The sequence below is a fragment of the Thiohalocapsa sp. genome, from assembly GCF_022340605.1.
Lineage (GTDB): Bacteria > Pseudomonadota > Gammaproteobacteria > Chromatiales > Chromatiaceae > Thiohalocapsa.
On record NZ_JAJDNQ010000171.1, the window covers coordinates 1 to 13,259 of the forward strand.

The following is a 13,259-nucleotide window of genomic DNA, read 5'->3' on the forward strand; positions in this document are numbered from 1 at the left end:
CCAGTAACTTCAGCACTTGCAACAGCGCGCTACCCTGAAGGCACAGGAATTTTGCTAATTACGGCGCTCCAGTGTCGTGATACCGCTTGCGCGGCTCCAGCGGCGCGTGACCGTCAGCGTTCTGGCCAGCTGCATCCGCCCAGTGCTGGAACCATGAGCAATAGCAACGACCTGTCGCTACCGCTAGCCGGTGCACCCCAAGGTGCGACGAGAGACCGGACGCTCGCTCCTCTGTGGCGAAATTCGTCTTCATAACGTATACGGGACGCGGCGATGACCTGCATGTCATCGGCTTGACAAAGGTGACGCGTCGTGGCATCTAGGTATTGTCTTGATGGGGGTTTCCACCACAACTGAAGACAGAAATAGGCTGATTCCCGCGGCGCCCGACCGCGTCGGCGACCCCGAAAGCCCCGGTCATCCCAACGACACGGATGCCGTAGACGCCTATAGGAGGAACACGGCTGACAATGGCCTTGTTTGAGTCGCCGCGTGCGACGAAGCGAGGGTGAGTCGTGGCCGACTCTCAACTGACTGGACTGTCCATACACTCAATGAGTGCACGCCCCAAATTCCGGCGGCGGGGTAACTCCGATGCGCCCCATTTCCCGTTGCCGGGATCATAAACGAGCTCTGGAAGCTCGCCGAAACGAAGCGTAATGAATGCGGTAGAGCGCGACTTTCCGGATGACGTCCTCCGGGAATGGCAAGATATCATCAATCTGGTAGTGCGTCTGGCCGGGGTGCGCGCCGGCTTGATCATGCGGATAGTCGATGAGGATATTGCGGTTCTGATTTCGAGCAATACCGAGAACAACCCGTATCGCGTCGGTGATAGGGAGCGCCTCGCCGACTCAGGCCTGTATTGCGAGACAGTAATCAAAAGCCAGGACAGGCTTCTCGTTGTCAACGCCTTGGACTCGGACCGTTGGAACAATAATCCGGATCTCAAATACGGATTGTCCTACTACCTGGGCTTCCCCATCAGATTCCCCGACGGAAATCTCATGGGAACCATCTGCCTGCTCGACGACAAGGAGAATGCCTGGTCTCCCGAGATCGAGTCGCTCATGTCCAAAATGCGCGATCTGATCGAAGGGCAGTTGCAGCTCACGGAAGAATACCGACTGCAACGGCTCTTCGCCAGCAAGTCGTTTCTGCGCAGCGTGCTCGACAATCTTCCTATGGCCATCGTCTGCGGCGTTGGGCGTCACGAGCCGCGGGTGCTCTATATCAACGAAGAGTTCGTGCACAGCTTCGGCTACGCGCAAAGCGAAATTTCGACCATGGACCAGTGGTTCAAGCTGTTTTATCCTGATGAAGAATACCGCGCCGTCAGGCTTCGATCATGGGCGGATTCGCTGGAAAATATGCGCCGACAGCCGGCCACGCCTGAGCGGAAGGAATTTCGATTGACATGTAAGGACGGTCGCATTGTCGACGTGCTCTGCGCCATAGTGATGATTGAAGACCTAGTGCTGGTCTCATTCGCTGATATCACCGATCGCAAGCGCTACGAGCGGGAGCTCTTGCAGGCCCACGACGAGATCGCGGCGGCCAACGCGGAGCTCAAGCGCCTCGCCACCACTGACCTGCTCACTGACACCGGGAACCGACGCCACTTCGAGGCGACCGCGGCGTTAGAGATGCTGCATGCACAAACCTGCGGCGAGCCGGTGTCGTTACTTCTGCTCGATGTCGACCACTTCAAGTCGATCAACGACCGTTATGGGCACTCGCGGGGAGACCAGGTGCTGGTCGAGCTGTGTCGGCGGCTACGGAACAAACTCGGGTTGGCGAATCCGCTGGCGCGCTGGGGAGGCGAGGAATTCTCGGTGCTGCTACCGCAGTGCGACGTCAGCACCGCCGCTAGTATGGCGGAAGAGCTACGCGAGCTCGTGTCGGGACAGCCCTTCCCGGAAGTCGACACAGTAACGATCAGCTGCGGTGTGGCACAGCTTAGACCCGCCGAGACGAGAGAGGAATGGTTTAAGCGTGTCGACGCCGCGCTCTATAACGCCAAGTCGGCCGGACGCAACGCCGTCCGAGCGAGCGCATGAAGGATGCGAGTCGTCTCATTCCTGCGCCGCGTGCTAAACACGTCGCGCCACAAAAGGCAGTGGCGCTCCCACGTTGCCGGCGCACTTGGAGTCGCTGCTAGATGGGCATCTTGATCTCGCGGTCCTTGCTCTCGGTGGATGGCGACAGGACCTCGCAGATCCAGTCCGGCGCCACCGTGAAGCGGTGTCCGTCGGGGAGGTGGGACATGCGCTCGCGCCGCCGGCCGGCGATGTCTGGCGCATCGACTTCGACATCCACCAGGAAGTGCAACTCGGGGCTGTCAATGATCCACCAGCCGCCCGGCTGGCGCGCAGCGGGCCTGGGCGGGGTTCCCACGCGGCGCTTAGGAACCAGAGACGGGGCAGTCGGCTTTGCGCTTGATGCGCCGCACCGCCGCGGCGCCGATGGGTGTCTTACGACAACGACAAGGATCTGAGACGGTGTCGGGACTTGCGCAGTCTTGCAGTAGTCAGCTCTTCACCCGACGCACGAACAGCGGGATCGCGATGGCGATCAGGAGGATCAGCATCCCCGCCATGGCACCGAGAAAGACCACCGGCGGCATGTGGGGCACCTCGGGCGTGAGCGCGGCGCGCAGGCCCTCGCTGATGTAGACGACCGGGTTGACGAGGACGGCGTAGCGCAAGACCGGCAGGGGCGAGAGAAGCTCCCAAGGGTAGTAGACGCAGCCGAGGAAGGTGATCGGGATGACGATGATCGAGAAGATCAGCGGCACCTGCTGCGGGCGGAAGAGGGTGCCGATGGCGAGCCCGAAGGCCCCGGAGATCAGCGCGGCCAGCAGCAGTACGCCGACCAGCAGGGGCCAACTCGCGACCTGTATCGTGACGGGCGTTGCCGGAATGACGGCGACGACCGGAAAGACGACCAGCGCGGCGACGATGCTCTGCATCGCACCGAATACGATCTTCTCCAGGGCCACGCCGGCGACCGGCAATGGCGCCATCACGCGGTCCTCGATCTCCCGGGTGCGTCCGAATTCATTGACCAGCGGCAGGGCCACCGCGGCGATGCCCTGAAAGATCATGGCCACCGCGATCAGCCCCGGCACCAGGATGGTCGCAAAATCCGCGCGGCCAACGGGGTGAAACTGCTCGCCGATCTTCGGGAAGACGAAGGCGAAGACGAAGGTGAACAGGATCGGGTTCATGACGGTGCGCAGCAGGAACGCGATGAAGTCCCGGCGCAGCACGCGGGTGTCGCGAGCCAAAAGGCCGATGAATGCACGGCTATAAACGCCGACGCGACCGCCCGTTGCGATGTCCGCGGTGTCAGTCACGCAACGCCCTCCCGGTCAGCTTGATGAAGACGGTCTCCAGCGTCGGCTGCTGGATGGAGACATGGCGCAACTCGTGGCCATGCGCCGCCTCGACCACCTCTTGCAGCAGGCCGCCGCGGTCGGCGGCCAAGATCCGGATGCCGTCACCCTCCGCCACCGCCGAGTCGACCCCCGGCAGTGCGCGCAGCGCCGCGAGCAGTTGTGTCGGCACCTGGCGCACAACGAGATGGATCTCCGTCGCCGCTGGTGTCAATTGCTTGAGCTGCGCCGGCGTATCGCAGACGAGAATACGGCCGTGGTCGATGATGGCGACCCGATCGGACAACTCGTCCGCCTCGGCCATGTTGTGCGTGGTGAGCAGGATGGTCGTGCCTTCCTCCCGCAGCTCCCGGACCAGGTCCCAGAGGCTCAGGCGGCTCTGCGGGTCCAGGCCCGCGGTGGGCTCGTCCAGAAACAAGACCAGGGGTCCGTGTCCGATGGCGCGCGCGATCTGCAGACGCTGCGCCATGCCGCCCGAGAGCTGGTCGGGCATGCGGCGCGCGGAGTCCGCGAGCTGGAAGCGCTCCAGCAGCGACTGGGCGCGGCGGCGCGCCTCGCGGCGGCCGGCGCCGAAGTAGCGCGCGTGGAAGACCAGATTCTCGAAGGCGGTCAGCGACCGATCCAGGGTGCTGTATTGGGTGACGACGCCGATGAAGCGCTTGACCAAGGCCGGCGCCGCGGCGACGTCCACCCCCACCACCCGGACGCGGCCCGAGGTGGCATTGACGCGCGTCGTGCAGACGCCAATGCTGGTGGTCTTGCCGGCCCCGTTTGGGCCGAGCAGGCCGAAGATCTCGCCCCGATGCACCTCGAGATCGATGCCATCGACCGCCGGCACCTTTGAGCCGACGTAGCGCTTCACGAGCTGCTCGATCAGGATTGCCGGGGCGGAATTGTTTGCGCTCACCACAGCAGCAGCCCTTTCAGTGTCTTCTGAACGAGGTAATGGCGATTGCTGATCGAGGCGGCCAGATGCTGGGCGAGAGTATAGAAGATGATCGGCAGCACAATTTGCGGGTGGTAGGCCAGGGCTGCCGGTACCAGGACTGCTGCCAGTCTATCAGTTGCTCATTCTCGGTCCGAACATCGGAGAAACCTTGATATCGCAATCGGCATGCAATGATTTTGCAATAAGGTCATCTGCCGCGAATACCGCCACGTGGCGCCATAGCGATGGCATTGACGCATGCCGCCAATAGGGGGCCGCGCCGGCATAAGTTCTCTGGAAGGTGCAGGCTCGACGCGCCACTTGCAACGCTGCGCGCAGCGAGCCCGGCCAGCATGGGGCGCCGACTCCCGGGGGCGCCGATCCCTGGGGGCGCCGACTTGCAGTCGGCTACCTGGGGCCGCCGAGTTGCACTCGGCCGCGTCCGCCGCGGGCTTGATGCCCGCGGCGGACGCTTTGCCAAGGATGAGGGCGTTGCCCCGCGTCGGGCATTGCAGTGGCGTGTGCCCCGACGCCACCAGCGCGACACCGCGCCGCGCCGGCGGTGCGCCGAATGCAACTCGGTGCCCCGGGCCGCCGTCGACTCGGCTCGACGCCGCGTCGGCGGCGTCACGGCGGTTCGCGCAGCGGCAACGGGCAGCGGTGGCAAGGGCAATGGCCAGCCATGCCGTGACACCGGCGCGGGACCCGTCAGGCCCCGCCGCGATAGAGTTGCGGTGGCTGGCTTTCCACGTAACGACGAATCGATTCTTCGATGGAGAGCGCGTGCTCCCGGTCTTGCCGGCTCGAACCCTGAGCCTGCTCGCTGCCGGCGATGGCAACGAGTCTCGCAGGCCGCGGCCGCGGCCGCGGCGGGCGCACGCTGGTCGTGGCGCCAGCGGGAGCGGGTTGGCTGAAGAAAGGGCGGACCAGAATCGCATGAGCAGTCATTGGCGGTTACCCCTGTCGCAGTCTTGATGTGCACTCAGCCGCCTTGCGGTCGGCATGGTTGCATCCTAGGGGGTGGTGGCTGACCAAAGCGTGGACGGCCCCGTCAGCGAATGCTCAGCCAATGCTCAGCGGGGCAGCGCGGGGATGTGAGCGTCAGTCATGCCGGCAGGCTCCGGTCCCTCGGCGGGTGGCCGGCGTTTCCCTGGCGCCGATCACAAGTTGGCCCGCCGCCGTGGGAGCGCCGTCCTCGGCGCGACGGGTGCCCAATCGCCGCGAGGACGCCGCTCCCACCGGGCCACGGCACTGGATGGAGGTGTGATTAAGGCCGTTTTCCTCAACCCTGGGACCGGACACGGCCACTATTGCAGCAGGTCATCAACCAATCCCCGCAGCCGCCGGTGATGGCTCCCCTCCCAATAGACCCGTCCGCAGCCGGGGCAGCGCCAGAAGCGGTCCTGGCGGGCCAGCACGCCGGGTGGCAGGGCGGGCAGCTCGGCGGGGTCGGCGGGCTCCACCAGGGTGTTGCAGCAGGTGCAGCGGGTGAAGGGCTCGGCGGCCCGTTGCAGGTGCAGCCGCTCGATCAGGTCCCGCAGCTGCGCGTCCACCGGCGCCTGGGGCACCGCCAGGGCGTGGGTCAGGCTCGGGCGGGCGAGCAGGGCGCGGTCGCGGGTCAGCAGGATGCGGTGCTGCTCGCTGGCCAGGCGTACCAGCGCGTCGTCGCCGGGGTCCTCGCCGCTGGCGTCCTGGGCGAGCAGGGTATCGAAGCCGAGCAGCCGCAGGCGCCGGCCGAGCTTGCCGAGGTGGGTGTCGCACAGGAAGCGTGGCGTGCGCAGCGGCGTATCGCGCAGCCGGAGCAGCGGGGCGACGTCGAAGCGCTCGAACACCGGGTAGAGGCTGAGCCTGGCGCCGTCCGCTACCGGGGCGTCGAGGCCGGCAGAGGCGCCGTCCACCAGGATCAGCTCGACGTCGGCGGGCGGGATGCCGAGCGCCGCCAGCAGTTGCGCCACTGTCACCGGTGGTGTGAAGCCCAGCGGCACGTCGCGGTGCCGCCAGCGCTCAGGCAGGTGCGCATTCAGCTCCGCATAGCAGCGCAGCGTCGCATGGGCGGGGCCGGCGCTGGCGCCCGGCAGCCGGGCGCCGCCCCCGTCGGCCGAACCGTACCCGGCCTCAGTGGCGTCTGCACCGCTGCCGGTTATCCCCAATTCGATGCTCATGGATCAGGAACGCTTGTCAGAGCACGGGTGTCGAGCCTGCCGGCGGCAGCGCTGACCGACGTGGCCATGCCCTGGCGCGCGCTGATCGGGCATGGAGTGGGCCGCCGCGGAGCTGCACACCCACACGGAACCGTCGGGCCTCCTGGCGTCGGCCCGACCTGTGCGGCTGCCCTAGTGCTTCGCTGCGGAAATTCCGAGACCGGGCTCCCTCGTGGTCGTGGTCGTGGTCGTAATCGGATACTCGACAACGACAACGACAACCAAGGCAAAGTTAGGTGAAACGCTGTACTAGTCCAGCCGCGCCGTGGTCTCGGAGATGCCGTTGCCGATCCAGAAGTCCATGTCCTTGTCCAGCAGTTCGTCCCAGCGCATGTAGTGCGAGCCGTCGCAGCTGAAGTTGAGCGCCACCATGCCGTTGAAGATGTTGAGCGAGCCGGAGCGCAAGTAGATGTTCTCGTCCATGAGCCTGAGGCCCTTGAAGGCGCGGAAGACATCGGCGATGCGCCCGGACGGGATCGCGGCGTCCCTTGGGTAGTCGCGCCGTGGGTAGGCGAGGAGGGTGTTGGGGTTGTTCAGGTCCTCGAAGTCCAGCACCCGGTAGCGGTGGGGATCGTCCAGCGACCAAATGGTGGCGCGGGAGCTGGAGAAGTGCAGTTTGCTGTGGAAGACGCCGTGGGCGGTGAGCAGTTCCGTCACCAGCTCCAGCACGGGGTCCATGCGGGCGTCCATTAGGCTCTCGACGCGCTGCTGATAGAAGAGCGCGCCGCGGATGGCCGGGTCGCCCTTGTGCTGTACCCACTGATCCGGCTGGCGGTAGAGCTCGCGGGTCAGCGGCAGCTCGCGCAGGTCGAAGTCCGCGCCCAAAAAGCCCAGCAGCGCCCCGTCGGCGGCGGTGACGCGCTGGATGGCGGTGAGCGACGGGCGGCGCTGGTTGCGGCTCAGATAGGCCGCCGACAGCGAGAACTCCGCCCCCGCCAGCGCGTCGGCCATGTACGGCCGCTGGCCGCGGTCGCGGCCGTACTGCTCCGGCATGCGGCCCTCACGGGACAGGTTGGCCGTCACTTGCCGGGCGTCCTGGTCGAGCACGTAGAGGTACTTGCAGGCCGGGAGCTCCCTCAGCGCGGTATCCAGCAGGTCCTCCAGCGCCGCCCGGTCGCCCCAGGCCTCCCGGCAGGGCGTCACCAGCCGGCCCAGCTGGCCCGCCAGGCGGTCGTGCAGCAGCATGCGCTGGCGGGCGATGGCGGCTTGGAGTGCTTCGCTCATGGTGATCCTCTCGTGATCGCGTAGCGGCGTCGGCTGGGCCGCCGAGTTGCACTCGGCTGGAGCGCCGAGTTGTACTCGGCTCGCCGCCGGCGCGGCTCGATGCCGCGCCGGCGGCGTCACGGCGTCCGACAAACGTCATGAAGCTCGCGCCACGACGCCCCCACAGAGCAGCCGTCGCGGCCATCGAGCCCGCGACGGCTGCTGCCGAGTGCAACTCGGCGGCCCAAAACAGCCGAGTGCAACTCGGCGCCCCCGGGCAACTCGGCGGCCCCAGGCTGCTCGGCGCCCCGGGCCGGGCGAGGCTCAGGCGGCCGCAGCGAGGGTCTCCTGACGCACCGGCTGCCAGCCCGCGCCTGGCACGCGTCGGTGGATGCCGCCGTCGTCGTCCCCCGTATCATCCAGGCGGAACAGGTGTAGCCAGCCATTGTCCAGCATCTGCCGCACCAGGTCGTGGCGGGCGATGATGTCGTCAATGGCCGCCTGCGGCGCCGCCAGGAAGGCCGACAGGCGCATGGGTTCGTGCATCCAGCGCTTGCCGTCGTGCAGCGATTGTAGGGCCAAGCCCACGCGCAGGTCCCCAGCATTGCCCTCCAGCACGCCGATGGCGCCGCCGACGACGTTGTGCAGCACCTTGTTGCCGCTGCCGAAGCGGCGGTTGTCGGTGGTGGAGCCGTAGTACTGGAGGTTGATCCAGCTCGCCACCACCAAGGGCGCGGTCATGATCAGCTCCAGCACGCTTGAGCCCGCGTCCTGCTGCCAGTCGTAGTCGTGCAGGAAGGTGCGCCCGCCCAGGTCGAGGCCACGGGTGCGCTCGCGCGGTGCGGCGATGAAGGCGGCGCAGCCGGCCAGCGCCCACTCGGGCCGCACCTGTGCCCAGTCGCGGCTGCGGTGGCGCAGATTGGCCGTGACCGCCTGCAGGGAGCGGTTCTCCAGCCCGAGCCGCGCCGCCCGCTGCAACCGGGTCAGCTCGCCCGCCTGCTTGAGCCAGCTTTTCAGCTCCGCCAGCTCCTCGGCGTAGTCTGCCGGCAGCCGGTCACTGTCGAACAGCCGCACCTCGTCCACGCAGGTGTCGTGCAGGGCGCCGATGAACCAGGTGTCCGCCGGGATCTCGATGCCGCGCTCGACGAGCCCGCGGCGCACGGCCGGGTCGTTCAGCAGCGCGGCGCCGATGCGGGCGCTGGCCTCGCCCGTCATGCCGCCGCAGGCGCCGCAGTCGAGGCCCGCCGCGTGCGGGTTGTTGACCACGGTGCTGCCGTGGCCCACCAGCAGCACCAGCCGCGCGAAGTTGTCCGTCATGGACATGGCGCGGAGGATGCCCTCGGCCAGCGGCACGCGGTCTGCTTGCGGGATGCCGGCAGCGTGCCCGGCGTGAGCATGCTGGTGCGCGCAGCTACCGTGATGCGGCGCATCCAGGCTCGGGCCGACCCGGCGCTCGGTGGCCGCGTCCAGCCGCAGGTCGTCCGGTGCCGCCACCGGCCGGCTCCAGCCGAAGCTGTCGGCGAGGATCTTCGGCGCATAGAGCAGGATGCCCGCCGCCTCCACGAAGCTGAAGCAGCTCGACGCCCCCATCTTGAACGCCTTCCAGGACTTGGCGAGTCCGGTGCGCCGGCGCTGGGTGGCCAGTGCCTCTTCCGCCGCGTGCTCATCCGCGCCGTGGATCTCGGAGCAGACTTGATACTTGGGGCTAAGCAGCACCGGCAGGTGGGCTCGCGGCTCGACGGCACCGAGCGGCACGTGCTCCATGGGCACGCCGAAGAAGCCGGCGAAGCCGATGGTCCGGCCGCGTGGGCAGACGGTCTCGAAGGCGCGGCGGATGATCTCCGAGCGCACGTCGATGCAGAAGGCCGCCTGCACCGCCGGGCGGGTCTCCGGCGGCCGGGTGCCCTGCTGCTTGCCCAGGTCTGCGATCAGCCGGCGCTGATAGCCCTGCTCCAGCGCCGTCAGCAGCACGTGCTCCACCTCCGCGTCGGTGTTGCCATTGCCGTTGCCACCGACGCCGGCATCGTCCTCGCCGCGGCCGAGTCGCCGGCAGATCTCGCGCCAGCGGGCGCTGAGCGCGGGCGTCGCCTTGTGCTCGTAGAGCAGCACGTCCCAGGCGAGGCGGATGGCCAGCAGCTCGATGATGCTGTCGTCGCTGCCGCCGGCCAGCTCCCGCTCCCAGCGCAGGAGCCGCGTCCAGGCCGCCCAGCCGCCGATGTCCATCAGCGCCGCGTGCATGTAGTCCAACGCCGCGGCCGCCGGGATGCCGAGCCGGCCCAGCGCCGAGGCGATGCAGGCGCGCGGCGACTCGGGCAGCGCCTTGACCCGGGCGCGCATGGCGTCCTGCCCCATCATGGTGAGGCTGTAGTCCAGCGCCGCGAAGCGCCGCCAGGAGGCATACAGCGACATGCCTTCCCACGGCCGCTTCCAGGTGGCCTGGCCCATGTCGAAATAGGCGGCGCAGTGATGGCTGATGCGCTCCACCACGAAGCTCGACCACTCGTCCGCGTCCAGCTCGTCCACCAGCGCGGTCAGCAGCGGCACCCCCCCAGCGGGGGCCTCGTGTTCGGCCGCGGCGGCCCCGCGCAGCGCCCGCGGCGTCAGCTCGCTGCCGCAGAGCGCGGCTGCCTCGGCGAGGTCCGCGTCGGTGATACGCCCGGCCTCGAGCTGCTCGTGGTACCAGCCGCGCGGCATGTACATGCGCGCGTCGGCGATGCGCCGCAGCGTCGCCGCGGCCTGCTCGAAGCGCTGGCTCACCAGGCCGTGGAAGGGGTTCACGGCGACGAAGCGGTCCAGCGGCCACACCGGGGCGATGCGGTTGCAGGCGGCGTCGATGCGTTGCGCCAGCTCGGGCGTCACCGGCTCGGCATCCGTCGGCACCAGCGGCGCGCAGCCCTCGGTGGCCGCGTCCCGCGGGCGGTAGTCCAGGCCCTGATCCTCGAAGCGCAGGTCTCTCGGGTGCATGGTTGCAATCCTCATTCAGTCGGAGCGTGTTGCGGCGGTCGGTCAGGCCTCGGCTGTTGCGGTCGCGGACGCCGGCATGGCGGGCGCTCGCGCTGGTGCGGCGGGCCGGCGCACGGGCCAAATGCGCACCATCAGCCGAGTCACCAGCACGTCCACGTAGAGCCCGTTGTACAGGTGCACCTGCAGCGCCTGGCGCAGCGGGCCATGGATGCGGGTGAACAGGTGCTGAAGCGTGATGAGGCCGAGGAACACCGCGACGATGGCGATGCTGAGCCCGAGGTCGAGCGCACCGCCCGCCGCCACCGGCCGCACGCTGCCGATGAGCGCGTGCTCGAAGGCCGCGTGCAGCCCGAAGTACCCGAAGCAGACGAAGGCGCCGATGGCCGTCGCGCGCAGCAGGAGCTTGGCGTTGTCCTCCAGCACCAGTGCCTGGAGCAGCAACTGCGCCGTGGCGATGGCGACGATGGCGCCGGTGACGATGAGCGCCGGCTGCTCGGCCGGATTCACGCCGAAGGCGAAGCCGGCCACCAGCGCCAGCAGGATTGCCCCCTGGAAGGCCACCAGCCAGTGCCAGGGCTCCGGTGCGCCGCCCTTGAACTTCAGCACCGGCGCGCGGAAGGCGTCCACGCTGCTGCCGGAGGCCAGGAAGGCATGCGCCTTGTACAGCGAGTGCGCCACCAGATGCAGCAGCGCCAGGCTGTACAGCCCGAGGCCCGCCTCAAGCAGCATGAAGCCCATCTGCGCCGACGTGGACCAGGCCAACGACACCTTGATGCTGGTCTGGGTCAGCATCACCAGCGATGCCACCGCCAACGTCACCAGCCCCACTACCGCCAGCGCGTCCAGCGCCGGGCCAGACACCGACATCACCGGGCTCATGCGGATCACCAGGAAGGCACCCGCGTTGACAATGCCCGCGTGCAGCAGCGCGGAGACCGGCGTCGGCGCCTCCATCACCTGGAGCAGCCAGCCGTGGAACGGGAACTGGGCGCACTTGAGCATGGCGGCCAGCGCGATGAGCCAGGCGGCGGTCTGGAGCGCCGGCGGCAGCGGGCCCTGGATGTCCGCCATGGCAGTCGAGAGCGTCGCGAAGTCCAGCGTGTGCCCGGAGGCGCCGATCAGCAGCACGGCGAGGAACAGGCTCGCATCGCCGATGCGGCTGAACACGAACTTCTTGTGCGCCGCGAGTTGTGCCGCCGGGCGATCCGAGTAGAACAGCAGCAGCCGGTGCAGGTTCAGGCTGGTAGCCATCCAGGCCAGCGCGAACATGAGCAGGTTGCTGGAGACGATGAGCGTCAGGATCGCCGCCAGGGTCAGCAGCAGCCACTTGTGGAAGTGGCCCTCGCCCGGGTCGCCGGCCATGTAGGTGCGGGCATAGGTGGTCACCACCGCACCCACCAGCGACACCAGCGTCAGCATGATCACCGTCACGGCGTTGACGAACACGCCGATCGCGAAGTCGCCGATGCCAAAGGGCAGGGGCACGGCAATAAGCCTAAGCGTCTCGGCGCTGCCGAAGCCAGGCCCCATCGCGTAGCCGGCGAAGGCCAGCAGCGACAGCGCGAAGGCGCTCCAGGCGACGAAGGTGGCGAGCTTCGCCACCGCCGCGCCGTTGCGATCGGCGGTCGCGCGCGGCAGGCTGCCTGCGAGCCACAGGATCAGGGGTGCCGCCAGCGCGGCGGCGGTGGTTGCGGTCAGGACGGTCGCGGACATGGTCTCCTCCTCGTGAAGCCCTCGTCGGCGGGGCACGGGGTGGACCATATCTGCATTTGTCACTTAGACAATATCTAAGTTTTCGACGTTATAGATTATTTTTTCTCTATGGATTAGCCGGGAATGGCTGTAGACCCGGCACAGACGCGGGCTACGGCCTTCCCTGCCGTTCGAAGTGCCGGATCGGCGTTGCGCATTGCGGAAAAATCCCTGCGATCCGAGCGTCTTGTCCGTCTCGCGACGCTGGCGGGTTTGGCGTTGCGAGTCCGGCGGGGTCGGCTCACGCGAAGCCGCGAAAGAAGAAGCAACCGCAAACCACCCCTGGTCAGGCAATTTTGCAGGGCGCCAACCCCGGTGGCGCCGGAGCCGAGGACTCAGGTGGAAGTCTGTGTTCGTGGTCGTGTTCGTGTTCTTGGTCGGATGCTCGACAACGACAACGACAACGACAACGACAACGACGACAGCGAAAGCAAGATTTGGAGAAACGCTGCACTTGGGTAGATGAGTGCAGCGGATCTGCCGCATCGCAGACGCGCTGTCCTGTCGTCTCCGCACGCGACGCAAAGCCGCGCCAAGGCGCCTCGCGCGCAGGCCGCCGCGAGCCGCGTGGCGGCCATCGAGCGGCGACGCCCGCGAGACCGTGAATGCATTGCTCCCGACTCCGAAATCGAGGTGAGCGTAGGTCGGGTTAGCGATAGCGTAACCCGACAATCAAGGGCGCACCGTCGCCCATCGTCGGGTTACGCTGCGCTGACCCGACCTACATCGAATACTTTTACAGTCTCCCGCGACTGGGAGCGCCGGCGTCCCGCCGGCCCGCCGTGCGCTCGGCTCGATGCCGGGCGCACGGCGT

Annotated in this window: 7 protein-coding genes and 1 pseudogene; 1 reads left to right on the top strand and 7 read right to left on the bottom strand. The window is 67.6% G+C overall.

The genetic code is table 11. The features are described from left to right. The first annotated feature begins 659 nt into the window (after positions 1-659). Positions 660-2,060, top strand: coding sequence for a GGDEF domain-containing protein (locus LJE69_RS20825; RefSeq protein ID WP_296927988.1), 1,401 nt, complete (start codon positions 660-662; stop codon positions 2,058-2,060). A 100-nt stretch (positions 2,061-2,160) separates the two neighbouring features. Here LJE69_RS20825 and LJE69_RS20830 read toward each other — a convergent pair. The 7 genes and pseudogenes from LJE69_RS20830 to LJE69_RS20860 form a co-directional block, all read right to left on the bottom strand. After that, positions 2,161-2,364 (bottom strand): annotated as a pseudogene (locus LJE69_RS20830) (Uma2 family endonuclease); the annotation flags it as partial. A gap of 166 nt (positions 2,365-2,530) precedes the next feature. After that, a complete protein-coding gene (locus LJE69_RS20835) occupies positions 2,531-3,358 on the bottom strand; it encodes an ABC transporter permease (protein ID WP_296927989.1) in 828 nt (275 codons plus the stop codon). After that, complete coding sequence (locus LJE69_RS20840; RefSeq protein WP_296927990.1) at positions 3,351-4,304, bottom strand: ATP-binding cassette domain-containing protein; 954 nt, start codon at positions 4,302-4,304, stop codon at positions 3,351-3,353. The genes LJE69_RS20835 and LJE69_RS20840 overlap by 8 nt, the downstream gene beginning before the upstream one ends. 1,328 nt (positions 4,305-5,632) lie before the next feature. After that, the gene (locus LJE69_RS20845; RefSeq protein WP_296927991.1) at positions 5,633-6,487 is read right to left on the bottom strand and encodes a Mut7-C RNAse domain-containing protein; all 855 of its coding nucleotides are present in this window, start codon (positions 6,485-6,487) and stop codon (positions 5,633-5,635) included. 288 nt (positions 6,488-6,775) lie between these two features. After that, positions 6,776-7,750, bottom strand: coding sequence for a PDC sensor domain-containing protein (locus LJE69_RS20850; protein ID WP_296927992.1), 975 nt, complete (start codon positions 7,748-7,750; stop codon positions 6,776-6,778). Between the two features lie 303 nt (positions 7,751-8,053). Next, positions 8,054-10,693, bottom strand: a complete 2,640-nt coding sequence (locus LJE69_RS20855; RefSeq protein WP_296927993.1) for a YbcC family protein — start codon at positions 10,691-10,693, stop codon at positions 8,054-8,056. Between the two features lie 42 nt (positions 10,694-10,735). Next, the gene (locus LJE69_RS20860; RefSeq protein ID WP_296927994.1) at positions 10,736-12,406 is read right to left on the bottom strand and encodes an NADH-quinone oxidoreductase subunit L; all 1,671 of its coding nucleotides are present in this window, start codon (positions 12,404-12,406) and stop codon (positions 10,736-10,738) included. Positions 12,407-13,259 lie beyond the last annotated feature (853 nt).